Origin of the sequence: Streptomyces sp. (assembly GCF_036566765.1) — a bacterium.
Taxonomy (GTDB): Bacteria; Actinomycetota; Actinomycetes; order Streptomycetales; family Streptomycetaceae; genus Streptomyces.
On the sequence record NZ_DATCVQ010000241.1, the window covers coordinates 1 to 24,046 of the forward strand.

General features: G+C 71.7%; 24 protein-coding genes. 10 read left to right on the forward strand and 14 right to left on the reverse strand.

All coding sequences use genetic code 11. The annotated features are described in order from the left end of the window. Positions 1-1,713, reverse strand: a 1,713-nt coding sequence (locus VIU94_RS13670) for a delta-60 repeat-containing protein (protein ID WP_331911127.1), incomplete at its 3' end; no start/stop codon positions are given. 362 nt (positions 1,714-2,075) lie between these two features. Continuing rightward, a complete protein-coding gene (locus tag VIU94_RS13675; protein ID WP_331911129.1) occupies positions 2,076-2,372 on the reverse strand; it encodes a winged helix-turn-helix transcriptional regulator in 297 nt (98 codons plus the stop codon). 335 nt (positions 2,373-2,707) lie between these two features. Here VIU94_RS13675 and VIU94_RS13680 point away from each other — a divergent pair, with 335 nt between their 5' ends. From VIU94_RS13680 to VIU94_RS13690, 3 genes are all read left to right on the forward strand, one after another. Beyond that, positions 2,708-3,019, forward strand: a complete 312-nt coding sequence (locus VIU94_RS13680) for an EthD family reductase (RefSeq protein ID WP_331911131.1) — start codon at positions 2,708-2,710, stop codon at positions 3,017-3,019. A gap of 111 nt (positions 3,020-3,130) precedes the next feature. Beyond that, the gene (locus VIU94_RS13685) at positions 3,131-4,000 is read left to right on the forward strand and encodes a PhzF family protein (protein WP_331911174.1); all 870 of its coding nucleotides are present in this window, start codon (positions 3,131-3,133) and stop codon (positions 3,998-4,000) included. Positions 4,001-4,068: 68 nt separating this feature from the next. Next, on the forward strand, positions 4,069-4,404 hold the full coding sequence (locus VIU94_RS13690) for a hypothetical protein (RefSeq protein WP_331911133.1): 336 nt from the start codon (positions 4,069-4,071) through the stop codon (positions 4,402-4,404). Here the strand turns inward: VIU94_RS13690 and VIU94_RS13695 are convergent. Further along, a complete protein-coding gene (locus VIU94_RS13695; RefSeq protein ID WP_331911135.1) occupies positions 4,352-5,131 on the reverse strand; it encodes a hypothetical protein in 780 nt (259 codons plus the stop codon). The genes VIU94_RS13690 and VIU94_RS13695 overlap by 53 nt on opposite strands. A 329-nt stretch (positions 5,132-5,460) precedes the next feature. Between VIU94_RS13695 and recA the strand changes: the two genes are divergently transcribed. Both recA and recX read left to right on the forward strand, forming a co-directional pair. Next, positions 5,461-6,603 carry a recombinase RecA gene (gene recA / locus VIU94_RS13700; protein ID WP_331911137.1) on the forward strand — a complete coding sequence of 381 codons (1,143 nt, stop codon included), beginning with the start codon at positions 5,461-5,463 and terminating at the stop codon, positions 6,601-6,603. Positions 6,604-6,607: 4 nt separating this feature from the next. Beyond that, positions 6,608-7,174, forward strand: coding sequence for a recombination regulator RecX (gene recX / locus VIU94_RS13705; RefSeq protein ID WP_331911139.1), 567 nt, complete (start codon positions 6,608-6,610; stop codon positions 7,172-7,174). Positions 7,175-7,196: 22 nt separating this feature from the next. On the opposite strand, the gene VIU94_RS13710 is transcribed toward recX, so the two are convergent. The 8 genes from VIU94_RS13710 to VIU94_RS13740 form a co-directional block, all read right to left on the reverse strand. Continuing rightward, positions 7,197-7,643, reverse strand: a complete 447-nt coding sequence (locus VIU94_RS13710) for a rhodanese-like domain-containing protein (protein WP_331911141.1) — start codon at positions 7,641-7,643, stop codon at positions 7,197-7,199. Further along, positions 7,640-8,167, reverse strand: coding sequence for a cupin domain-containing protein (locus tag VIU94_RS13715; RefSeq protein WP_414720944.1), 528 nt, complete (start codon positions 8,165-8,167; stop codon positions 7,640-7,642). Before VIU94_RS13715 ends, VIU94_RS13710 begins: the two co-directional genes overlap by 4 nt. Before the next feature lie 142 nt (positions 8,168-8,309). After that, positions 8,310-8,357 (reverse strand): hypothetical protein, encoded by a 48-nt coding sequence (locus tag VIU94_RS44715; RefSeq protein ID WP_309506048.1) that lies wholly within the window; start codon positions 8,355-8,357, stop codon positions 8,310-8,312. A gap of 71 nt (positions 8,358-8,428) precedes the next feature. After that, on the reverse strand, positions 8,429-10,069 hold the full coding sequence (locus VIU94_RS13720) for an FAD-dependent monooxygenase (RefSeq protein WP_331911145.1): 1,641 nt from the start codon (positions 10,067-10,069) through the stop codon (positions 8,429-8,431). 163 nt (positions 10,070-10,232) lie between these two features. Beyond that, complete coding sequence (locus VIU94_RS13725) at positions 10,233-11,156, reverse strand: amino acid ABC transporter permease (RefSeq protein WP_331911147.1); 924 nt, start codon at positions 11,154-11,156, stop codon at positions 10,233-10,235. Then, positions 11,153-11,800, reverse strand: coding sequence for an amino acid ABC transporter permease (locus tag VIU94_RS13730; RefSeq protein WP_331911149.1), 648 nt, complete (start codon positions 11,798-11,800; stop codon positions 11,153-11,155). Before VIU94_RS13730 ends, VIU94_RS13725 begins: the two co-directional genes overlap by 4 nt. A 99-nt stretch (positions 11,801-11,899) precedes the next feature. After that, entirely contained in the window at positions 11,900-12,820 is a 921-nt protein-coding gene (locus VIU94_RS13735) for a glutamate ABC transporter substrate-binding protein (protein WP_331911151.1), read from the reverse strand. A 50-nt stretch (positions 12,821-12,870) separates the two neighbouring features. After that, positions 12,871-13,656, reverse strand: a complete 786-nt coding sequence (locus VIU94_RS13740; RefSeq protein WP_331911153.1) for an amino acid ABC transporter ATP-binding protein — start codon at positions 13,654-13,656, stop codon at positions 12,871-12,873. A 374-nt stretch (positions 13,657-14,030) separates the two neighbouring features. On the opposite strand from VIU94_RS13740, the gene VIU94_RS13745 reads away from it, so the two are divergent. Together VIU94_RS13745 and VIU94_RS13750 are read left to right on the forward strand one after the other, a co-directional pair. Then, positions 14,031-14,735: a response regulator transcription factor gene (locus tag VIU94_RS13745; protein ID WP_331911155.1), complete on the forward strand. Its 705-nt coding sequence runs from the start codon at positions 14,031-14,033 to the stop codon at positions 14,733-14,735. 6 nt (positions 14,736-14,741) lie between these two features. Next, positions 14,742-16,172 (forward strand): sensor histidine kinase, encoded by a 1,431-nt coding sequence (locus VIU94_RS13750; protein ID WP_331911157.1) that lies wholly within the window; start codon positions 14,742-14,744, stop codon positions 16,170-16,172. Between the two features lie 126 nt (positions 16,173-16,298). Here the strand turns inward: VIU94_RS13750 and VIU94_RS13755 are convergent, their stop codons facing one another. Beyond that, entirely contained in the window at positions 16,299-17,297 is a 999-nt protein-coding gene (locus VIU94_RS13755) for a TAXI family TRAP transporter solute-binding subunit (RefSeq protein WP_331911159.1), read from the reverse strand. A 124-nt stretch (positions 17,298-17,421) separates the two neighbouring features. On the opposite strand from VIU94_RS13755, the gene miaB reads away from it, so the two are divergent. Next, complete coding sequence (miaB, locus tag VIU94_RS13760; RefSeq protein ID WP_331911161.1) at positions 17,422-18,942, forward strand: tRNA (N6-isopentenyl adenosine(37)-C2)-methylthiotransferase MiaB; 1,521 nt, start codon at positions 17,422-17,424, stop codon at positions 18,940-18,942. Between the two features lie 167 nt (positions 18,943-19,109). Beyond that, positions 19,110-19,817, forward strand: coding sequence for a class III extradiol dioxygenase subunit B-like domain-containing protein (locus VIU94_RS13765; RefSeq protein WP_331911163.1), 708 nt, complete (start codon positions 19,110-19,112; stop codon positions 19,815-19,817). A gap of 175 nt (positions 19,818-19,992) precedes the next feature. Here VIU94_RS13765 and VIU94_RS13770 read toward each other — a convergent pair whose 3' ends face one another. Together VIU94_RS13770 and VIU94_RS13775 are read right to left on the reverse strand one after the other, a co-directional pair. Then, positions 19,993-20,556 carry a GNAT family N-acetyltransferase gene (locus VIU94_RS13770; protein WP_331911165.1) on the reverse strand — a complete coding sequence of 188 codons (564 nt, stop codon included), beginning with the start codon at positions 20,554-20,556 and terminating at the stop codon, positions 19,993-19,995. Next, complete coding sequence (locus VIU94_RS13775) at positions 20,540-22,825, reverse strand: penicillin acylase family protein (protein WP_331911167.1); 2,286 nt, start codon at positions 22,823-22,825, stop codon at positions 20,540-20,542. The genes VIU94_RS13770 and VIU94_RS13775 overlap by 17 nt, the downstream gene beginning before the upstream one ends. Before the next feature lie 90 nt (positions 22,826-22,915). Here VIU94_RS13775 and VIU94_RS13780 point away from each other — a divergent pair, with 90 nt between their 5' ends. Beyond that, the gene (locus VIU94_RS13780) at positions 22,916-23,644 is read left to right on the forward strand and encodes a siderophore-interacting protein (RefSeq protein WP_331911172.1); all 729 of its coding nucleotides are present in this window, start codon (positions 22,916-22,918) and stop codon (positions 23,642-23,644) included. Positions 23,645-24,046: the final 402 nt, after the last annotated feature.

A 24,046-nucleotide genomic window follows, 5' to 3' on the forward strand; every position in this document is an offset into this window, starting at 1 on the left:
GGTGCCGACGATGGTGCAGCCGCGGGCGTTGTTGACGGTGGTGGCGGCGTTGGCGTTGTTGTTGGCGGGTACGGGGTCGTCCTCGACGGCGGCGGTGGCGACCCAGTCGGTGAGGGTGCCGGTGGCTCGCGGTTCGGCGACCACGGTGACGGTGGCGGAGGCGCCGGGTGCGATGTCGCCGAAGCGGCAGTTCATCGTCGTCGGGTTGACCGTGCACGGCCCGCCCTGGCTGGGCGTGGCCGACAGGATGGTGCCGGAGCCGCCGGTGAGGGTGTCGGAGATGGAGACGGCGGTGGCCGTGTTCGTGGTGCTGTTGTTGGTCACCCGGATCGTGTACGTCGCGGTGTCACCGAGACTGACGGTCGCGGGACCGGTCTTGGTCACGGACACGTCGACCGTGGGCGGGGGCGGCGGGCCCGCGTCGATCAGGTAGCGGAGCACGGCCTGGTTGTCGCCGTCCTGGCCGGACACGACGATCTTGCCGTCGGACTGGAGCGCCACGGCGTAGGCCTCGTCGAAGAAGGTCGAGATGTCGGTGGTCACCAGGCCGTCGCCGTTGAAGGCGGTGTCCAGGGAGCCGTCCGCGTTGTAGCGGGCGAGTGCGAAGTCGAGGGCGGCGCCACCCACGACGACGATCTTCCCGTCCTCCTGGAGGGCCATGTCGTGCGCGATGGCGCTGTTCGCGCCGAAGGCGGTGGTCACGGTGCCGTCGCCGCCGCCGAAGGCCGGGTCCAGGTTCCCGTCCCCGTCGTAGCGGGCCACGGCGAAGCGGGAACCCGTGCCGCTGCCGCTGGATCCGGCGGCGACGAACCCGCCCACCACCTGCTCGACGCTCACGATCTCGTTGCCGAAGGGGGTGGCCACCTTGCCGTTGTCGCCGAACGAAACGTCCGTGCCGCCGAACTCCTGGAAGAAGCGCATGAGTCCGAAGCCGGAGGGGCTGGAGCCGGCCGCGAGGTACGCTTCGCCGCCCGCCGGCGTCAGGTCGTAGATCGCCGAGTTGCCGCCCGCGTACGTGAAGACGGTCTTGCCCGAGCCGTCGTCGCCCCAGGGGCTCTCGGGGACACCGGCGGGGGTGAAGGCGGCCACCATCGCGTTGCCGCCCAGGGCGCCGCCGATGATGATCCTGCCGTCGGTCCCGAAGATCACTGTGTTGGCGATGCTCGCGGCGGTCTCCCCGAGTCCGGTGACGAGCTTGCCGTCGCCGCTGAAGGCCGTGTCCAGGGAGCCGTCCGTGTTGTAGCGGGCGAGCGCGACCTGCGGCAGGTCGGAGGGCGTCGCCGTGCTGCCGCCCACCACGACGAGCTTGCCGTCGCTGTCCTGCACCAGCGCTCGGGCATCGTCCTGGCTGCCCGTTCCGAAGTCGGTGAAGACGACGCCGTCGCCGCCGCCGAAGGTCGTGTCCCGGCTGCCGTCGGCGTTGTGCCGTACGAGGATGAAGTCGTACGGCTGCTCGAAGTCGGAGCCGCTGCCGAGCGTGACGATCTTGCCGTCCGCCTGGACGAGCACATCCGAGTTGCCCTCCGCGTTGGCGACGTCGACGGTGACCTTGCCGTCGTTGCTGAAGGACGGATCCAGGTCGCCGGGCGCGGCCGCCGCGACCCCGGGCAGGCCCAGGACGAGCGACATGGCCGCGACGAACGCCGCCGCCCCGAGGCGGCCGCGTCGGGTTCTTCCCCGCACCCCTCCGGGACTGGGAACGATTGTGGACATGTGAACCTCTCCGCCGCCGACCGCCCCGCGGCCGGTCACCGTCAGTGCCGGCCCCAGCTTCGGGCCCCTGCCTCGCCGGGGCCGGAGCGGCTCGCGGTACTGGGCCCGCTGGGCGAGGGCGCCCACCCACGCGGGTGAGCGCTCATCGCACGAGACGACGGTCGGCACGGGTGCGACTGAGCGTTCTAGTCGGCCAGCTGAGCGCGGAGGCGGGCAGGGTAGCGCGGACCGGGTCTAAGGGGACGACTACCGGTGATCTTGCCGACGGTGCAGCGGGACTGCGATGAGGTGGCCTCGTGGAGTCCTCAAAAGGCGGGCAGAGCCAAGGTCATGGTGCCCGTACGCGACCTCGGGCGTGATCTTCACGTCTCCGTGGGCTCCTGATCGTTGTGTTCTTGCTCCTGCGCCCAGGTGCTCGCCCATTCGTCGAGCGGACGGAGGGCATCACGGAGTGCTGTCCCCAGCCGAGTCAGCTCGTAGCCATCGGCCGAGGGGGCGATGATCCCGCTCGATGCGAGTTCGCGGAGCCGCTGGTAGAGGACGCTGGATGACAGCCCTTCGCACCGTGCCAGCAGCGCGCGGGCGCCGAGCGGACCCGCACGCAGTTCCCAGAGAATTCGCAGCGCCCACCGACGGCCGAACAGGTCCATCGCGGCCATGAGGGGACGGCCGGTAGTCGATCCACGAACCGGTGTTCCTGGGCGCGGTGTCGACATGGCCCTCCTTGCGTTTCGTTATTCGAAACACTAGCATCCACCCAGCGTTTCTGATTTCGAAACGAACTCGACGGGAGAGCCGATGTCGCGGATAGCCCTGCTGGAACCGCCGTGCACCCACCAGGCCGGCGCACTGCTCGCGCGCATGATGCCCGGGGATGCCCCGCCGATCGGGCTGTTCCGCATGTTCGCCAGAAACCTCCCGATGGCTAGCGCCATGCACGGGTGGGGTCGCTACGAGTTGGGCAGCCAGCTGACGTCTCTGGACGGAGGCCGTCATGCATAAGCTTGTTGTCCTGTATTCCGAGCCCGCCGACCCTGACCACTTCCGCGACTACTACGTGACCAACCACCTTCCGCTGGTCATGAATTGGCCCGGCCCGCTTGCGTGGCGCTACAGCTTCGACGTGGCGGCGCTCGAGGGGGAAGCGCCGTATTTCGCGGTCTTCGAAGCCGACTTCGCTGACGCCGCCGCCATGGACGCGGCGCAGGCGTCGCCGCACGGCCAGCGGCTGGCCGCCGATGTCGCCAACTATGCCACCGGCGGTGTGGTCATCATCCACTATCCGGTACAGGACGGCGCCGGCTGAGGCAGGCCGGTACGCATCCGGGATGCGTTCGGTCGGCCGCTTAAGGCCAGGTCCGGCTAGCGGCGGACGCCGTTGGCGGTTGCCGGTTCGTTGAGCGTCAAAGGTGGGCCGATGTCCTGGCCGGATGTCACGGTGGTTGATGCGTGCGTGCGGCGCGACGGCCGGGGCGGTAGCCCCACGGCCGTCACAGACGACGACCCGGCGGCGACGGACGCTAACCGGCGTGCGGTCGCTGCTGCGGCCGGCACCTCGCACGCGGCGTTCCTCGGCTCGGGGCGGACGCCGGACGGTGGCTGGCCGGTCCGGTTCTTCACCGCCACCGCCGAACTGTCCGGCTGCGGCCACGGCACCGTTGCCGCGCAGGCCGTCCGGTTGACCCGCACCGCGCTGGGCGAGCTGAACGACCGCCAACACACCGGCGGGCGCACGTTCGACACCGTCGCGATCCGCCGCCCCGCCGGCATCGAGGTGTGGTTCGACCAGGGCCTCGTCGCGCTGCGTCACCCGGCACCGGACGAGCGCGCCGCGATCGTCGCCGCGCTCGGGCTCACCGCGGACGATCCGCATCCGACCGACGCGCCACGGATCGCCGCGCCCGGCGCACCACGCATGTTGGTACCGGTCCATGACCGGTCGGCGCTGCTCCGAGTCTGCCCACACCTCGGCAGGCTGACAGCGGCGTGCCGGCGGTACGGGCTCCTCGGCTGTTTCGTGTACGTACCGCCGGTGGGCGACCGACCGGGTGCGGCGCGGATGTTCGCGCCGGCGATCGGTGTCGACGAGGACGTAGCCAACGCCAACAGCACCGGCTGCCTGGCCGCCCACCTGCTCGACACGACAGGGGCGCAAACGGTCGCGATCGAGGTGGAGCAGGGCGACACCCTCGGTCGACCGGCCAGCGTGCTCGCTTCGGCCCGACGCGGGCCGGCGGGCATCACGACCCGGGTCGGCGGGTTAGCGGTGGTCCGCGACGGACACTGAGGCGACGACTGGACCGTCCTCTTCTGCGATCCGCGCATGCGGCTGGGGCCGTCCGCTGCGGTCAAGCGTTGGCACCCGGTGGCGGCCGCAGCCCCGACCGACGCACCGAGCGAGGTGCCGCCGACAAGGGCAACCACGGCGGCCGCCCGAAGGTGATTGACGACGACATGCTCACCTTCGCCGTCGCGCTCAAGGCCAAAGGCACCCCGGTCCCCGAGATCGCCAAGAAGCTCACCATCAAGACCGGCATATACAGCGATGAGCTCGCCGCCCGCATCGACACTCCCCGCACGAGCGGCCCCGGCGCAAGCCGCTGCCAAGCTCGACTTGGACCGGGCTGCTTCTCCGGGGTCAGCTGCTCTGCTTCCCTGCGTTGGGAAGGCAGACTTGCGCTGGCTGCCTGACGTGGGTACACAGCCCGCACCAGTCCCAGTTCCTCCACACGCCACCCGTCACCGCGTGCCGTAGCGCATCGACCGTGGTCGCCAGGTTCTCGGCCCGCTCCGTAAAGCAGCGCGCGACCCAAATGTCTTCTTCGCCCCACCACTTGTGAAGCTTCAGATGAATCGCCGTCTCGCTGCCGACCCACCACCTGTCGGCGGGCCCAGTTGCCTCGGCGTCGAGGTCAGGGAGGCCGGCTTCGGCGACCGTCGGCTCCTGGCCGGGTTCGGTGGCAACGGCGAAGGTCACATGGGGCCAGTCTCGGACCTGTGACAACTGGGCGTGGGCCTCCAGGCGCTGAAGGATGCTGCTGTTTATGACCCGGGGACGTCCCGCGAGCGTCATGGCGGTGCGCTCGTCTTGGAGGACGTCGACCGACCAGGTCTGGTCACCATCGAGGATGCCTGGGAAGGTCCAGCCGTCGATGTTGAGGTAGATGGTGGCCTCGCCGTTTAGGCCGTGTTCCATACCGTTGGGGCCGAGGAGCGGGTACCACAGGCCGCCGTAGCGTTCCTCGAAACGAATCATCGCCTCGATGGCCTCAGGCGGCACTGCTGTCTCGTTCCCGTCGGAAGTCACCGCGCGGGCCAGTGCGCGTATGCGGTCAGCGGGCATCCCAGGGCCGCGCCGTGCCCGCGCCAGGAGAGTCGCGACGCGGGGCGACAAGCAGGGGTCATCGATGATGTGCACGTCAATACGCTAGTGGGTCGGCTCAGCCGTCTCGGTCAACTGCCAACCATCTCGTCCAGTCACGTCACTCGACTCCGTGCGCTCAACTGGCCAAGTGCAACGCTCAGTGGCCAACTAAAACGCTCAGTCACGGCGCGGGGCCCGCGCGCCGCGCGTGGCGCGCTTGACACTAAAATCGAACATCCATTCTTATGGGATTCCGGCCCTTGGAATCACGGGCTCGACGCCGAGTTATCCACAGGTCGCAGGGACGCCGGGGCCCATTGTCAGTGGCAGGGGTTAGCGTCTTTCACATGAAGCGATCGACTCAAGCAAACCGGGTGGAACCCATGGCAGGAACCGACCGCGAGAAGGCACTCGAAGCCGCGCTCGCGCAGATTGAACGGCAATTCGGCAAGGGTGCCGTGATGCGCATGGGCGACCGCACCCAGGAGCCGATCGAGGTGATCTCCACCGGCTCGACCGCCCTCGACGTCGCGCTCGGCGTCGGCGGGCTGCCCCGCGGCCGTGTCGTGGAGATCTACGGGCCGGAGTCCTCCGGTAAGACGACCCTGACCCTGCACGCCGTCGCGAACGCCCAGAAGGCCGGCGGCCAGGTCGCGTTCGTCGACGCCGAGCACGCCCTCGACCCCGAGTACGCGAAGAAGCTCGGCGTCGACATCGACAACCTCATCCTGTCCCAGCCGGACAACGGCGAGCAGGCCCTCGAGATCGTCGACATGCTGGTCCGCTCCGGCGCCCTCGACCTCATCGTCATCGACTCCGTCGCCGCGCTCGTCCCGCGCGCGGAGATCGAGGGCGAGATGGGCGACTCGCACGTGGGTCTCCAGGCCCGTCTGATGAGCCAGGCCCTCCGGAAGATCACCAGCGCGCTCAACCAGTCCAAGACCACCGCGATCTTCATCAACCAGCTCCGCGAGAAGATCGGCGTGATGTTCGGCTCGCCGGAGACCACGACCGGTGGCCGCGCCCTGAAGTTCTACGCGTCGGTGCGCCTCGACATCCGCCGTATCGAGACGCTCAAGGACGGCACGGACGCGGTCGGCAACCGCACCCGCGTCAAGGTCGTCAAGAACAAGGTCGCGCCGCCCTTCAAGCAGGCCGAGTTCGACATCCTCTACGGCCAGGGCATCAGCCGCGAGGGCGGCCTGATCGACATGGGCGTGGAGCACGGCTTCGTCCGCAAGGCCGGCGCCTGGTACACGTACGAGGGCGACCAGCTCGGCCAGGGCAAGGAGAACGCCCGCAACTTCCTGAAGGACAACCCCGACCTCGCCAACGAGATCGAGAAGAAGATCAAGGAGAAGCTGGGCGTCGGCGTCCGTCCGGCTCCGGAGGCCCCGGCGGGCGAGCCCGGCGCGGACGCGGCGGGTACGGCGGCCGCTGCGAACACGGACGAGGCGGCCAAGTCCGTCCCGGCCCCGGCGAGCAAGACCGCCAAGGCGACCAAGGCCGCGGCGGCCAAGAGCTGACGCGGTGACCGGTCGTACCGAATGGCCGGGTGACAGCCCCGACTCGTCGAGGGCCGAGAAGGAGCTGTCGCCCCAGGATCCGGCTGAGCGGGCGCGGGCGATCTGCCTGCGCCTGCTCACCGGGACCCCCCGCACCCGCAAGCAGCTCGCCGACGCCCTGCGCAAGCGCGAGATCCCGGACGAGGTCGCCGACGAGGTCCTCTCCCGCTTCGAGGACGTGGGGCTGATCGACGACGCCGCGTTCGCGGACGCCTGGGTGGAGTCCCGGCACTACGGCCGCGGCCTCGCCCGCCGCGCGCTGGCCCGGGAGCTGCGGACCAAGGGCGTCGACCCGTCGCTGATCGACGAGGCGGTCGCCCAGCTCGACTCCGAGCAGGAGGAGGCCACCGCGCGCGAGCTCGTCGCCCGCAAGCTCCGCGCCACGAGAGGGCTCGACCGCGACCGCCGCCTGCGCCGCCTCGCGGGCATGCTCGCTCGCAAGGGCTACCCGGAGGGCCTGGCCCTGCGCGTGGTCCGCCAGGCGCTGGAGGCCGAGGGCGAGGACACGGAAGGCCTCGACGAGCCGTACTAGCCTCCCGTGCCCCGCCCGGGCCTCAGGCGGTGCGTCCTGTCGGGGGCAGGACGGGGAGGCCGGCGGCCTTCCAGGCCTGGAAGCCGCCGATCGCGTCCGTGGCGCGGTGCAGGCCAAGGCGGCGCAGGGACTCCGCCGCGAGGGACGAGGCGTAGCCCTCGTTGCAGAACACCACCACCCGCAGGTCATGGTGGACCGCCTGCGGCGCCCGGTGGCTCCCGAGGGGATCGAGCCGCCACTCCAGCTCGTTGCGCTCGACGACCAGCGCGCCCGGGATCAGCCCGTCCCGCTCGCGCAGTGCCGCGTACCGGGTGTCGACCAGGAGCGCGTCCCCCGCTTCGTACGCGTCGTACGCCTCCTGGGGGCCGATCCGGTCCAGGTCCGTCCGGACCCGCTCCAGCAGCTCGTCGATGCCGACCCGCGCACCATCGCCCGTACCGTTCGCCCCGCCGTGTGCCTCGCCGCTCACTGCCAGTCCTCCGGACGCTCGACCTGCTCAAGACGGAGCACCGCGCCCGTCCGGCTGAAGCGCCGGATCAGCGGGAGCGGCGGATAGTACGCGTGCACCGACACCGCATGCCCGGCACCGGACTCGTTGAACACCTCGTGCACATGGTGCCGCCCGAAGGCCCGGCCCTGACCCACCGTCAACTCCCTTTTCCGGTCCACCCCGTCGGCCAGCTCCAGGGTCCGCCACCCACTCGCGGGCAGCCGGACGGCGAGCGAGTTCTCCCGGAGCGCGCCGCGCGCGGTCGCGAACGCCCCCTGTGACTCGGCGTGGTCGTGCCAGCCGGTACCCGTGCCGGGCGGCCAGCCGATCAGCCAGGCCTCGCTGCCGCCGGGCCCGTCGAGCCGCACCCAGGTACGGCCCTCGGGGTCGAGGGGCAGCGAGTCGATCAGTTCGGTGTCCGCGGCCGTGCGGCGGACGAAGTCCAGCAGCTCGGCGGCGGTGGGGGTGGAGGCGGGGGCAGCGGTCGATGCGGATGCGGGCACAGCGGTGTGCTGAGACACGGAGGACCGTCCTGGAGTTCGCAAGGGACGCGCGCCGCAGGCGGGCAGCACCGGGCCGACGGCATCGACGAAGTCGAGCGCATCGGCGGCGTGCGGCCGGGCGCGCGGAAGGGAAGAGGCGAATTCAGCAGGACGGGCGACACACGCAGCCCGCATAGCGGACGAGGTCCATATGGACCCTCCGCCACAGGCGCACATCGGTGTCGGTCACGTTCCGGAGTACACCATGCGCTCCCGCGACGGTCAATTGACGTCCGCCGTACGGTCGCTGTCCCGCAGCGCCCCCGACCGAGCCTCCGACCGAGCCCCTGACCCACCCGCCGCGCCCCCGCGCGCCGCGTCCGCCGCCGCGTACAGCTCCGCGGGCCGTACCCCGGAGAAGGCGGCCACCAGATGACCGTCCGGCCGCACCAGCAGCACGCTGTGCGCGGCAGCCCCCGGGTACGCCTCGGTCACCAGCAGCTCCGCGCGGACCGGCAGCGCGTCCACCGCCTCGGCCAGCTGCGGCATCACCCCGGCCGACTTCCAGTGCCGCCGGTCCCACACCCCGGTCCCCGGCGCGACCAGGACCACCAGCAGCCGCCCTCGTCCCAGCCGGTCCCGGAGCCGTACCGTCGTGTCGTCCGGAGCGGACACCCGGACGTCGTCCACCGGCGCGCCGTCGGCCGTGCCGACCGCGATCCGGCCCTCCCCGGCGGCCGGAGGCGCGAGGGGGGAGTGCGGGTACGCGGGGGGCGCGCCGAGCGGGCCGCGCCCCAGGTGCCCGTCCGTCAGCAGGGCGTCGTACCCGCGCGCGCTGCCGGGGATGTACGTCCGCAGCCCGCCGCCGCCCCGCAGCACCGGCAGGGACTGGTCGGCCGCCCGCAGCCGGGACGCGACGGCCGAGCGCCGCTCGCTCTGGTAGCTGTCGAGCAGCGTCTCCGAGCTCCCGTGGTGCCAGGCCAGGGCCAGCTTCCACGCCAGGTTGTCCACGTCCCGGAGCCCCTCGTCGACCCCCTGCGTGCCGACCGCGCCCAGCAGATGGGCCGCGTCGCCGGCGAGGAACACCCGGTCCACCCGCCAGCGCCGGGCCAGGCGGTGGTGCAGGGTGTGCACGCCGGTGTCGATCAGCTCGTACTGCGGAGTCGAGTCGTCGCACCAGCCGGCCAGCGTGTCCCGGACCCGCGAGACGAGCGTCTCCGGGGTCACGAGCTCGCCGCGCGGCGGCAGCAGCCAGTCGATCCGCCACACGCCGTCCGGCAGCGGACGGGCGGTGATCTCCTCCCCGCTGCCCCGCCAAGGCGGCTGACGGTGCAACAGGACCTCGCCCGGCCATGGGAGTTCGGTGCGCAGCGCGGCGACCGCGTGGCGCTCGACCGCCGTACGCCCGGGGAAGCGGATGCCGAGCAGCTTGCGCACGGTGGAGCGGGCGCCGTCGCAGCCGACCAGGTGGCTGCCGCGCCACCAGTTCGCGCCGGGGCCGCGGGTGTGCGCGACGACGCCGTCGTCTCCCTGCTCGATGGTGTCGAGCCGGCTCTCGGTGATCAGCTGGATCAGGTCCTGGCCGGCGATCGCGGCGCGCAGTCCGCGCGCGAGGGCGTGCTGAGGGATGTGCAGCGGGGCAAGCGTCCCCCCGTCCCCGGTGAGCTCGATGTGCCGCATCTGCTGCTTGCGTCGCAGGGAGCGCCAGCCGGCCCACCGGACCCCTTCGTCACGCAGGGTGGCGCAGCCGAGCCGTTCCACCATCGCCGCCATGTCGGGGCGCAGCACCACGGTGCGGGCCGGGCGGGGCTCCTCCTTGCCGTCGCCCTCGTCCAGGACGACGGTCGGCACGCCCTGGGCGGCCAGAGAAAGGGAGAGCGCAAGGCCCACGGGCCCTGCGCCGACGATGATCACCGGGTCCACGGCGCGACTCCAGAAGCCCGTTCGGTCAGGCGGAATGCACGAAGGCGAGCGGCGCGAGTCCGGTGTCTGGTCACAGAACGTATGCAATCGAGTGCGGGTGCGTGCGTCAAGCGACGGGGGCAGCGGCGCGACCGCCACTGCCCCCGGATGATGTCACATGCCGTCAGTTCCCTGTGCCGCCGACCCCGTCGGACCCGCCGGGCCCGGCCAGGATCGTGGTCGCGGCCGCTTGGCCGGCGTCGCCGGCCGCGACGATGTCGTCGCCGTCCACGACGGCGATCCCCGTCTTGGCCCGCCGCCCCCGCTTCTCGATCCAGGTGGCAAGCCCCGAGAGGAGCAGGCACATCGTGATGTAGATGGTGCCGATGACCACGATCGTCGAGACGTACGGGTACTGGCCGTTGACCTGCGTGTTGGACGCGATCAGCCGCGCCGTCGCGAGCAGTTCGGGGTACAGGATGATGAAGCCGAGCGAGGTGTCCTTGAGGGTCACCACGAGCTGGCTGATGATCGTCGGCAGCATGGCCCGGACGGCCTGCGGGATCAGGACGTGCGTCATCACCTGCGTCTTGCTCATGCCGAGCGCGTACGCCGCCTCGCGCTGCCCCTTGGGCACCGAGTTGATGCCGGCGCGCAGCACCTCGGCCTGCACGCAGCCGTTGTAGATCGACAGGCCGATCGCCAGCGCCCACATCGAGTAGTCGGTCAGGAAGCCGACCCACACGGCGTAGATCGTGATGAGCAGCGGGATCGAGCGGAACAGCTCGATGAAGCCGGTGGCGAACCAGCGGACCGGCTTGTGGTCGGAGAGCCGGCCGACGGCCAGCAGCACGCCGAGGACCAGCGAGCCGACGGCGGCGATGGCGAACGCCTTCAGGGTCGCGAGGATCGCGTCGGCGATGTTCTGCCGGATGCCCGCGTAGTTGAAGATGTCCCACATCGCGTAGGCGAGGTGGCCCTTCTCCTCCAGCCGCATGACGCTGACACCGATCAGCGCGACGATGGCGAGGGTGCCGATCACGGCGAAGACGCGGTTGCGGACGCGGGCCTTGGGGCCGGGGGCGTCGTAGAGAACGCTGGCGCTCATCGGGCGACCTCCATGCGGCGCTCCAGCAGGCGGAAGATGCCGCTGATGGTGAAGGTGACGACCAGGTAGGCGGCGGCCACCCAGACGAAGATCCCGGCGATGGCGTAGCCCTGCTCGCTCATCAGCGTCTGCCAGCCGAACAGCTCGGTGACGCTGAACGCGCCGGCGATGGCCGAGTTCTTGGTGAGCGCGATGAGGATCGAGCTCAGCGGCGGCAGCACGGTCCGGGTCGCCTGCGGCAGCACGATCAGGCGCAGGGTCTGCGAGAACGTCATGCCGAGGGAGCGGGCGGCCTCGGCCTGCCCGAGCGGCACCGTGTTGATGCCCGAGCGGACCGCCTCGCAGATGAAGGCGGAGGTGTAGAAGCCCAGCGCGAGCGAGCCGAGCACGAAGGCGCTCATGCCGGGGAAGAGGATCTCGGGGACGATGAACATCGCCACCAGGAAGAGCAGCGTCAGCGGCGTGTTGCGCAGCAGCGTCACCCAGGCGGTGCCGAACCAGCGCAGCGGCGGGACGGGCGAGACTCGGAAGCCGGCGACGACGATCCCGAGGACCAGCGCGATGACCGTGCTGACGACGGTGATCGACACGGTTCCTATGAACCCGTCGATGAACTCCGGGAAATGGTCGAGCAGTACGTTCATGAGGACTCCGCGTCGGCGGTCAGCGGCCTACGGGCAAGGCGTGCGGGCAGGGGCAGGGGCGCCCCGTACGGTCGTACGGGGCGCTCCACAAGGCGATGATCAGTAGCGGACGATCGCCGGCGGCTCGACGAAGGCGGAGCCGGACAGGCCCAGGGTCGCCTCGTAGATCTTCTTGTACGTGCCGTCCTTGATGTGGTTCTCCAGCGAGGTGTTGATCGCGTCGCGGAGGGTCTTGTCGTCCTTGTTCATGCCGACGCCGTAGGGCTCCTCGGTGAACGGCTTGCCGACGACCTTGAGCTTGCCGGCGTTGGCGGCGGCGTAGCCCTTGAGGATCGAGTCGTCCGTGGTGACGGCGTCGACCTGCTTGGTGAGCAGCTGCTGCACGCAGTCGGAGTACTTCGCCAGCTCGGTGGTCTGGGCGCCGTACTGCGGCTTCTTGATCTCCTGCAGCGGGGTGGAGCCCGTGATGGAGCAGACCTTCTTGCCCTTGAGGGTCTCCGGACCGGTGATGCCGGTCTCGTCCTTGCGGACCAGGAGGTCGGCGCCGGCCTTGTAGTACGGGCCCGCGAAGCCGACCTGCGCCTTGCGCTTGTCGTTGATCGTGTAGGTGCCGACGTAGTAGTCGACCTGGCCCGTGGAGATCGCGGTCTCGCGGAGCTTGGAGTCGACCGTCTTCCACTCGATCTGGTCCTCGGTGAAGCCCAGGTCGGCGGCGATCATCTTGGCGATCTCGATGTCGAAGCCGGAACGCTTCTTGGTCGCCTGGTCCTCGAAGCCCAGGTACGGCTGGTCGGCCTTGGAGCCGATGATCAGCTTGCCGCGCTTCTGGGCCTCCTTGAAGACGGAGGACTCCAGCTTCACGTCCTTGGCGACGGTGTAGGTCGGGAGCTGGGGAGCGCCCGACTCGCCAGGCTTGACGTTCGTCGGCTTGTCGCCGGCCGAACCCTCCTTGCCACCGCAGGCGGTCGCGGTGAGCGCGAGCACAGCAATGGCCACGGCCGCGGTCTTGCGGAGCTTCATGGTGAACATCCCTAGTGTCGTGGGTCGTTGGTCGTCGGTGAGGACCCTAGTCAGTGGTGCAGGATCTTCGACAGGAAGTCCTTGGCCCGATCGCTGCGCGGGTTGCTGAAGAACTCGTCCGGCGTCGCCTGCTCGACGATCTTGCCGTCGGCCATGAACACGACGCGGTTGGCGGCGGAGCGGGCGAAGCCCATCTCGTGGGTGACGACGACCATCGTCATCCCGTCGCGTGCCAGTTGCTGCATGACCTCGAGCACCTCGTTGATCATCTCGGGGTCGAGGGCCGAGGTGGGCTCGTCGAACAGCATGACCTTGGGGTCCATGGCCAACGCCCGTGCGATCGCGACGCGTTGCTGCTGTCCGCCGGAGAGCTGGGCCGGGTACTTGTCCGCCTGAGTGCCGACGCCCACCCGGTCGAGCAGGGCGCGGGCCTTGGTCTCCGCGGCCTTCTTGTCCGCCTTGCGGACCTTGATCTGACCCAGCATCACATTCTCGAGCACCGTCTTGTGCGCGAAAAGGTTGAACGACTGGAAGACCATGCCGACGTCGGCACGCAGCCGGGCCAGCTCCTTGCCCTCCTGGGGCAGCGGCTTGCCGTCGATCGTGATGCCGCCGGAGTCTATGGTCTCCAGGCGGTTGATGGTGCGGCACAGTGTGGACTTGCCGGACCCGGAAGGCCCGATGACGACCACGACCTCGCCACGGGCGATGGTCAGGTCGATGTCCTGGAGCACATGCAGCGCGCCGAAGTGCTTGTTCACGTCGGACAGCACGACCAGGTCGCCCGCCGCCGGCGCGGCGTCTTCCGAACCCTTGGTCACTGACACTCCGCTCATCGGCTTTTTGCTCCGTCCTCCTCGGTTGGAGAGGACACTAGGCACCGGGCGTGACGGGCGTCATTACATCTGAGCGGAAATTGAGCATAACGATCCGGCCTCAAGCGGGCACTCTGCGTGAACCGTAGGGCCCACGGCGTACCGGGTGCATAACAGAAACCCCGGCTGAACAGGGGGACACTTGACTGTGACGGCGACCATCGGCGTTCATGCCCTGGTACACAGGGATGCATCACTCGATCACCGACGCGATCACTGACCCTGATCGCACACGTGAGCGCAGACACCGATCACCGACGTGATCACGACCCTGATCGCCGATCCTGATCACCGACCCTGATCACCGATCACCGCAGAGCCACCGGAGGGGGGCCATGAGACTGCTGCTCGTCGAGGACGACGACCATGTCGCCGCCGCCCTGTCCGCGGTGCTCGCCAGGCACGGCTTCGCCGTGACCCATGCGCGCAACGGCGAGGAGGCGCTGCAAGCCGTGCTGACCGCGACGCACGGCGAGCGACCCTCGTTCGGAGTGATCCTGCTCGACCTGGGCCTGCCCGACCAGGACGGCTACCAGGTCTGCGGCCGGATCCGGAAGCTCACCAGCACCCCGGTGATCATGGTGACCGCGCGCGCCGACGTCCGCTCCCGTATACACGGGCTCAATCTCGGGGCCGACGACTACGTGGTGAAGCCGTACGACACCGGGGAGCTGCTCGCCCGGATCCACGCCGTCAGCCGGCGCAACTCCGGCGGCGACGAGACCGGTTCGGCCGGCGAGGAGACCGCGGTGCGTCTGGGCGCGGTCACCATCGAGCTGCCCACCCGCCGGGTCAGCGTCGACGGCGCGCCGGTGCCGCTCACCCGCAAGGAGTTCGACCTGCTCGCGCTGCTCGCCCAGCGGCCCGGCGTGGTCTTCCGCCGGGAGCAGATCATCAGCGAGGTGTGGCGCACCAACTGGGAGGGGACGGGGCGCACGCTGGAGGTGCACGTCGCCTCGCTGCGGTCCAAGCTGCAGATGCCCGCCCTGATCGAGACCGTACGCGGCGTCGGCTACCGCCTCGTCGTGCCGGCCGCGTAGTCCTCCGTGCGCACACGTCTTCTTCCGCTGCTCATCGTGCTGATGGCCGGTGTGCTGCTTGCGCTCGGCTTCCCGCTGGCCGCCAGTCTCGCCGCCGCCGAGCAGCAGCGGGTGGTCGTCGACCGGCTCGACGACTCCGCCCGCTTCGCCGCCCTCGCCCAGTTCGTCAAGGAGAACGACCCCGGCATCGACGAGCGCCGCGCCACCCTGATCGGCGAGCTGAACAGCTATCACGACGTGTACGGGATCCGGACCGGCGTCTTCTACCGCGACAACCGCTCGATGGCCGCCGCCCCGGAGGACTGGGTCGTCCCGTACGAGGGCGAGGGCCGCCGGGCCTTCCAGGAGGCGCTGCTCGGCCGGCGCAGCCACGACCCCCCGCAGGTCTGGCCCTGGCAGTCGCACGGCCGGCTCTCCATCGCCTCGCCGGTGGTACGGGACGGGGACGTCATAGCCGTCGTCGTCACCGACTCGCCCACCGGGCAGCTGCGTTCGCGGATCCTGCACGGCTGGCTGCTCATCGCCGCGGGCGAGGTCGCCGCGATGCTGGTCGCCGTCGGCGCGGCCTTCCGGCTCACCGGCTGGGTGCTGCGGCCGGTGCGCGTGCTCGACGCGGTCACCCACGACATCGCCACCGGCCGGATGAACTCCCGCGTCGCCACCACCGGCGGGCCCCCCGAACTGCGGCGGCTCGCCCGGGCGTTCAACGAGATGGCGGACAACGTCGAAGACGTGCTGGAGCAGCAGCGCGCCTTCGTGGCGGACGCCTCCCATCAGTTGCGCAACCCGCTCGCCGCGCTGCTGCTGCGGATCGAGCTGCTCGCCCTCGAACTCCCCGAGGGCAACGAGGAGATCGCCTCCGTCCGCACCGAGGGCAAGCGGCTCGCGCAGGTCCTCGACGACCTGCTCGACCTGGCGCTCGCCGAGCACCTCACCGCCGACCTGCGGCTCACCGACATCGGCGAGCTCGCCGCCGAGCGGGTGGCCGCCTGGCGGGCGCTCGCAGACGAGAAGGGCGTCCGGCTGGTGATGGAGGGCGGCGCGGTGACCGCCTGGGCGGACCCGGTGGCGCTCTCCAGCGCCCTCGACGCGGTGATCGACAACGCCCTGAAGTTCACCCCGGAGGGTGAGGAGGTCACCGTCCGGACGGCCGCCGACGGCGAGACCTCGACGATCGTGGTCACCGACCGCGGTCCCGGCCTGACCGACGAGGAGCTCACCCGCGTCGGCGACCGCTTCTGGCGCAGCGGCCGGCACCAGAACGTCAAGGGCTCCGGTCTCGGCCTGTCCATCACCCGCTCCCTGCTCGCCGCGGGCGGCGGCAGGATCGCCTACGCCCGCAACGAGCCGCACGGCCTGCGGGTGACCGTGACGGTCCCGCGCACCGCGCCGCCTGCCAGGGCCTCGGACGCGGATCAGGGCTTCAGGGAGCGGTAGGTCAGGGGTTCGAGGAGCGCTGAATCAGGACTGCGCGGACCGGGAGTGGGTCAGGCTGCGCGGACCGGTGGTGGGTCAGGCTGCGCGGACCGGTAGTGGGCCAGGGCTGCGCGGACCGGTATGGGGTCAGGGCTTCACAGACTGGTAGTACCGCCGTGCCCCCTCGTGCAGCGGCAGCGGCTCCGTGTAGATCGCGGTGCGCAGGTCCACCAGCTGGGCCGGATGGACCTGGCTGCCGATCCGGTCGCGGCTCCCGATCACCGTTCGCGTGAAGCCCTCGGCCATCGCCGGATCGGTGTCGTCCATGGTGACCAGCAGGTTCGCCACGGCCAGCGTCTCCACCGGCTGCCCGTCCTGCGCGCGCATGTAGGCGTCGGCCGGCACCACCGCGGAGCGGTAGTACCGGGTGGACTCGCCGGCGTCGTGCAGCGTGGCGATCAGCTTCGCGTCCAGCGGTACCAGGCGCACCGCGAACCGCTCGGAGAGGTCCTGCACGGCCTCCGTGGGCAGCCCGCCGGACCAGAAGAACGCGTCCAGCCGGCCGCGCTCCAGCATGCCGGGCATGGTGTCGATGCCGGCAAAGACCGGCACGATGTCGGTGTCCGGGTGCAGCCCGGCGGCCGTCAGCACCCGGTCCGCGATCAGCCGGACTCCGGAGCCCTCCTGCCCGACCCCCACGCGCAGCCCCTTGAGCTGGCTCACGGAGGTCGCGGTGGACGACTTGGGGACGACCAGCTGTACGTAGTCGTCGTAGAGGCGGGCCAGCCCGCGCAGCCGGTCCGCGCCGGGCTTCCGGTTGCGCTGGTACTGGGCCACCGCGTCCGCCGTCGCCACCGTGAAGTCGGCCTCGCCCGAGGCCAGCCGCGCGAGGTTCTGCTGGGAGCCCTGGCTGTTGCGCAGCGTTATCGACACGTCCGGCAGGTCGCGGGCCAGCGCCTGCTGGAGCAGCTTGCCGTAGCGCTGGTACACCCCGCTGGGCACGCCGGTACTGAAGGTGATCTTCCCGCTCGGCGCGGGGCTGCCCAGCGGCAGCAGCCACCAGGCCAGCAGCCCGCACACCACCGCGAGGGCGGCCGACGCCTGGACGACTCGGCGGCGGGCGACGCGGGACAGAGAGGTGACCATGCGGCGATCCTGCCATCTCACTCCCCGTGACGGCCAGGCCATGGCATGGGGTCGTCGGCGGGGCGGTCCGGGGGCCGGGAGAACGCGGTCGGGACTTGTCGCGGGTACCGCCTACCCTTGTCGCATGACCATCAGCGACCGGAGCCCGGCAGTGGACGTCCAGCGAACCTACGAAGTGCGCACCTACGGGTGCCAGATGAACGTCCACGACTCCGAGCGGCTCTCCGGTCTGCTTGAAGACGCCGGTTATGTCCGCGCTCCCGAGGGCTCCGACGGCGACGCCGACGTCGTGGTCTTCAACACGTGCGCGGTCCGCGAGAACGCCGACAACAAGCTGTACGGCAACCTCGGCCGGCTCGCTCCGCGGAAGGCCTCCCGGCCCGGCATGCAGATCGCCGTCGGCGGCTGTCTGGCCCAGAAGGACCGCGACACCATCGTCACCAAGGCCCCCTGGGTCGACGTGGTCTTCGGCACGCACAACATCGGCAAGCTGCCGGTCCTGCTGGAGCGCGCCCGGGTCCAGGAGGAGGCGCAGGTCGAGATCGCCGAGTCGCTGGAGGCCTTCCCCTCCACGCTGCCGACCCGGCGCGAGTCCGCCTATGCGGCCTGGGTCTCGATCTCCGTGGGCTGCAACAACACCTGCACCTTCTGCATCGTCCCGGCGCTGCGCGGCAAGGAGGAGGACCGCCGCCCCGGCGACATCCTCGCCGAGGTGGAGGCCCTCGTCGCCGAGGGTGTCTCGGAGATCACGCTGCTCGGCCAGAACGTGAACGCCTACGGCTCCGACCTGGGCGACCGCGAGGCCTTCTCCAAGCTGCTGCGCGCCTGCGGCCAGATCGAGGGCCTGGAGCGGGTCCGCTTCACCTCCCCGCACCCGCGCGACTTCACCGACGACGTGATCGCGGCGATGGCCGAGACCCCGAACGTGATGCCGCAGCTGCACATGCCGCTGCAGTCCGGTTCGGACACCGTCCTGAAGGCGATGCGCCGCTCGTACCGGCAGGAGCGTTTCCTCGGGATCATCGAGAAGGTCCGCGCGGCCATGCCGCACGCGGCCATCTCCACCGACATCATCGTGGGCTTCCCCGGCGAGACCGAGGAGGACTTCGAGCAGACCATGCACACGGTCCGCGAGGCCCGCTTCGCGAACGCCTTCACCTTCCAGTACTCCAAGCGCCCCGGCACCCCGGCGGCCGAGATGGACGACCAGATCCCCAAGGAGGTCGTGCAGGCGCGCTACGAGCGCCTGGTCGCGCTCCAGGAGGAGATCTCCTGGGAGGAGAACAAGAAGCAGGTCGGCCGCACCCTGGAGGTCATGGTCGCCGAGGGCGAGGGCCGCAAGGACGGGGCCACCCACCGCATCTCCGGCCGCGCCCCCGACAATCGCCTCGTCCACTTCACCAAGCCGGACGAGGACGTGCGCCCGGGCGACGTGGTGACCGTCGAGATCACCTACGCGGCCCCGCACCACCTGCTGGCCGAGGGCCCGACCCTGGCCGTACGCCGCACCCGCGCGGGCGACGCCTGGCAGAAGCGCACCGAGGCGGCCGAGGCCAAGCCGGCCGGCGTCCTCCTGGGCCTCCCGAAGATCGGCGTCCCGGAGCCGCTCCCGGCGGCCTCCGCGCCCGCCTGCGGGAGCCACTGACCGGAACGGCGCAGGGCCGGCCGGCCCGACGGCACGGCCGAGGTCGGCCACTGACCGTACGGCGGAGGCCGGCCGCTGCCCGTACGGCCGGGGCCGTCTCGACCGTACGGCCGGGCCTCGCTCCGACCGAAGGGCCGGGCCGGGCCTTGCGCAGTAGGCTGCGGATCATGCTTGTCGCCGCAGCCGTCTGCCCCTGCCCTCCGCTGCTCGTGCCCCAGGTCGCGTCCGGGGCCGCGCCCGAGCTCGACGCCGCCCGGACCGCCTGCGCGGACGCCGTCGGCGTGCTCGCCGCCTCCCGCCCCGACCGGCTGTACGTGATCGGGCCAGCCGACGGGCCGGGCCGGTGGGACTTCCCGGAGGGCTCCACGGGCTCCTTCGCGGGGTTCGGCGTCGACGTCTCCGTACGGCTCGGCAGCGGGCCCGCGGGGGACCGGCCGCTGCCCGCCGCGCTCTCCGTCGCCGCCTGGCTCCTGGACCGGGAGCGGTGGGGCGCCGCGCCCATTGCCGGGCTCGGGATCGGCGAGCGGCAAGATGCCGCGGCCTGCGCCGCCGAGGGCCGTGAGCTGGCTGCCTCGGCCGCGCGCGTCGCCCTGCTCGTGATGGGCGACGGCAGCGCCTGCCGAACCCTGAAGGCCCCCGGCTACCTCGACGAGCGCGCCGCCCCCTTCGACGCGGCCGCCGGCCGGGCGCTGGCCGCCGCGGACACCGAGGCTCTGCTGGCACTGGACGAGGGCCTCGCGCACGAACTGAAGGCGGCCGGCCGCGCGCCCTGGCAGGTGCTCGCCGGCGCCGCCGAGGGCGCGGGTCTTGACGGCCGCCTCCTCTACGAGGACGCGCCGTACGGGGTGGGGTACTTCGTCGCCGCCTGGTCGTGACGACCGAGCACTAGGGCCTGTCCGGCGGATCATGGCCGGGGTCGCGACGTCTGGCACGGCGCCTCGCCGCGTTGCCGAAACGCCCCAATAGCTCCGCTATCGAGGCGCTCCGGCGCCTTGCGATGCACCGCACCAGACGCCGCGACCTATCCGACCCTGATCCGCCGGACAGGCCCTAACGCGTCAGGAACGCCAGCCGGGCCTTCTTCTCCGGGATGAAGACCTCCGGCAGGTCCACCTCCGGCAGCACGACCTCCGGACCCAGCTCGAAACCGGCCCGGACGAGCCGGGCGATCGCCTTCTCGTTGGCGGCGTCCGGCTCGGCCACGATCCGGGTCCGGTCGGTGAGCGCGAAATCGACCAGAGCGGTCAGCAGCCCGGCGGTGAAGCCCCGCTCCGGCGCGGCGCTCGGCGCGATCAGGACGTGCACGCCGATGTCGCCGTGCCGCACCTCGTAGCACTCGGAGACCCGGTCGGCCTCCGGCTCGTACGTCTGGAACAGCGCGACGGGCTCGCCGTCCCGGTGCACCAGGAAGCCGTGGTGCGTGGTGAGCGAGTCCAGGTGCGCGTAGACCTCCCGGACCTGCTCGACCGTGGTGTCCGCCATCCCCCAGAAGCGCGCCCGCTCGTCGGCGACCCAGCTGTGGAGCAGCGCGGCGTCGCGGTCGGGGTCGATGCGGTCGACCCGTACCGTGCCGAAGCCCTCGACGGTCTGCTCGTGTTCAGTGGTCGCGGTCATGGCGGTCCTCGTCTTCCTTCGTCAGGTGGTTCCAGTCGGTGACGACGGGGGCGAGCTCGCCCCGCAGCCACAGCGGGAGCTGGTCGCGGTGGTGCGGATCGCCGGGCACGCCGGACGCGCCGAACGGCACGACCCACAGGCTGCGTTCGCGGTCCGCGAGGTCCCAGACGTACCGGGCGGCCGAGGCGCGTGCCGAGCGGTCGGTGTACCCGGGCACGCTGGACGTCGACAGCACGCAGTCGTGGTCGCCGCCGAGCCCGGGCCACTGCGCGTCGTCCCCGTCGGGCAGCGCCTGCCAGGGGGCGAGCCGGTGCGTTGTGCCCCACGCCGGGTGCGGCCCGGTGCGCGCGGCCTGCTCCAGGGCGTCGCGGACGATCCGGTCGACGTCCGCGGCCGGTACGGGCCCGGCGACCAGCAGGGTCTCCAGGGCGTACGCGACCCGGGGCCCGAGGGCCAGCCAGGGCTGGAACACCGCCGGGTACGGGGCGGGTTCGCGCAGCGCCCGGAACGCCCCGTGCGCGGCCACGCCGCGCACGACGGCCCCGCGGACGGCGGCGTACAGCCCCGCGTCCGCGCTCTCGGCCGCCATCCGCCGGTCCCAGGTCAGCAGCCGCTCCCGCACCGCCGCGGCGGTCGGCGTGAGCGCCCCGGCGTCCAGGCGGCGTACGGCGTCCAGCAGACGGGCCGCGGACGGGTTGTCGGTGTCCATGTGGACGGCGGTCATCGCCTCCGGGGTCCAGTCCGCGGCCTCCGAGAGCAGCGCGTCGATCCGGGCGGCGCGGTGCGGCGGGGCGAACTCGACGCCCAACGGGGCTGCCAGGCCCCGGGCGTTGGCCATCACGGCGTGGCCGGCGACGGGGGCTCGGGGGGTGGGCGCGGGGTCCGCGGCCCAGGCGTGCACGGCCTCCCAGGCCGGGACGACCCGCAGGGAGTTGGCCCGGTCGCGTACGGGCACGTGCCCGGCGACCCGGTGCAGCAGCCCGCCCTCGGTGTCGGCGGCCTGCACCACGTTGACCGGCTCCACCCACGCGTCCAGCGCCCGGTCCACGTCCGCGACCGTCCGGGCCGCCAGCAGCGCCGGCAGCGCCTCGAACCCCAGCTCCCCGGTCACCCGCGGCGGATACCGCAGGCTGACACCCTCTCCGTACCCGAGTCCGGACCACGGACCGGGCTCCGCCGTGGGAGCCTCGCGACGGTCGGTGCGGCCGGGCCGCGGACCGGGCTCCGCCGCAGGTTCCTCGCAGCGGTCCGCGGCGGCAGCGCCGCCGGGCCCCCGGTCGGGCCCCGGGGCGGGAACGCCCTCCCGTCCCGTCGAGGCGCCGGAGTCGCTCGCGATCACCGTCGCGGCGCCGGGCCCGCCCGCGATCACCGGGCCCCGGGCCGTCTCGATCACCTCGACCACGACCGGGTCCCCGCCCGCGACCTCCACCGTCTCGGTGTGGACGGCCGCCTCCTGCCAGCCGTCCGGGCCCAGCGCCTCGACGGCCCCGTCGGGGCGGCGGCGCAGGCGTTCGCGGTACACGTCCTGGTAGTCGGCCATCGCGTTGGTGATCGCCCAGGCGACCGTGCCGGTGTGGCCGAAGTGCGCGAGGCCGGGCACGCCGGGGACGGCGAGGCCCACCACGTCGTACGCGGGGCAGGCGAGCCGGATCTGCTGGTAGACGCCCGGGTCCTCGATGAACCGGTGCGGGTCGCCCGCCACCAGGGCCGCGCCGCTCGCGGTCCGCTCCCCGGCGACCACCCAGCCGTTGGAGCCCGCCGTGCCCGGGCCGTCCGTGGCGAACAGCTCGGTCCACCGCGTGCCGAGCCGCGTAGCCACCACCTCCCGCCACAGCTTCGTCGGGAACCCGGCGAACAGGATGTGCGTGGACAGCCACACCGCCAGCGGCGTCCACGGCTCCCACCGCCCCGGGACGAGCCCGGTCGCGGCGAACTCGGGGGCGCGGGCGGTCCCTTCTGCGAGGCCCGCGTCGACGCCCTCGGCGTACGCGCGCAGCCAGTCCGCGGTCTCCGGGTCCCGCGCCGCGAGCCGCTCGAAGCACCGTCGCGCCGTGTCCGCGAGCCGCGCCCGGCGGGCGAAGACGTCCCAGTCGACGGCCTCCGGGCCGAGGAAGGCCGCCGAGCCGCCCAGCGCACGGTGTCGCTCGACCTCCAGCTGCCAGGCGCGGTCGACCGCGGTCACCCGGCCCTGCGCGAAGGCGAGTTCGCGCGGGTCGGAGGCGCGCAGATGGGGGATCCCCCAGGCGTCCCGGTAGACCTCGAAGCTCACTCTGATCCCGATCTCTCTTAGGTTAGGCTGGCCTAAATTAGGCCACCGCCGCTCGGGAAGCAATCCGGGCCTCAAGGGGAGGAGACCGTGGTGGGGCAAGGACATGGCTGGGAGGGTGTGGTCCTCAAGCTGTTCCGCGGCAAGGACTTCACGTTCACCGTGACCGGCGCGGAGCAGGTCACCGAGCACTACCGCCGGGTGCGGATGAGCGATGGCGGACTGCTCGCCGCCGCCGGCGTCCACCCCACGATGTGGGTCCGGCTCTGGTTCGACGACGGCGGCAAGCCGCATCAGCGCGGCTACACCCTCGTCGACCCGGACCCGGAGGCCGGGACCTTCTCCGTGGAGTTCGCGCTGCACGACGGCCCCGCCAGCGACTGGGCCCGTACCTGCGCTCCCGGCGACACCATCGAGGCCACCCTCCAGGGCACCGGCTTCACCGCTCCCGAGCCGGGCCCGAGCCGGCTCCTCGTCGTCGGCGACCCGGCCTCGCTGCCCGCGATCAACTCCCTGCTCGACGCGATGCCGGGCGCGCCCGCGACCCTGTGGTTCGAGACCGCGCACCCCGACGACGACGAACTGCCCATGCGGCTCGACCCGGACCGGCACGACCTGCGCCGGGTCCCGCGGCGCGACGGCGGCGCGGGGCTCGTGGAGCGGGTCCGCGCCGAGCTGCCCACGCTGCTCGCCGCCGAGCCGCAGCCGTACGTCTGGATCGCCTGCGACACCGCGACCACCCGGGCGCTCTCCGCGTACGTCCGCAAGGAGCTCGGGGCGCCGAAGGACCGCATGCACGCGCTGGGGTACTGGCGGGCCTGACGCTCCTGCACCGCGTGTGCCGGGTTGACGGTCCGTGACCTCGGTCCGGCGCACGTCGTTGACACACTTCGCGCGTGCGCGGGCGTACTGCGCGACGCGCGGGGCGTGCGGGAACGGGTGTGCCGAAAGAATCGAATATGGGCGCGGAAACCCCCCTTTGGAGTGAAGTCACTTCAGGTGTCTGCCAGTTCACTCTTCGTGCGTAAGGATTCCGGTGTCTCGAGTCGCCGAGGCCGCGCTCCGCACCCGTGTCCCCGGGTGGGCGGCCGGCGACGCCATGTCTCCTGTGGGGGTTCCACCACCTTGAACAGCAACACCTTCCGCATGCCCGCACGCCGTACCGCCGTCGCCGCGACCGTCGCCGCGCTGGCCGTCGGCCCCGTCGCCCTCGCCGCGCCCGCG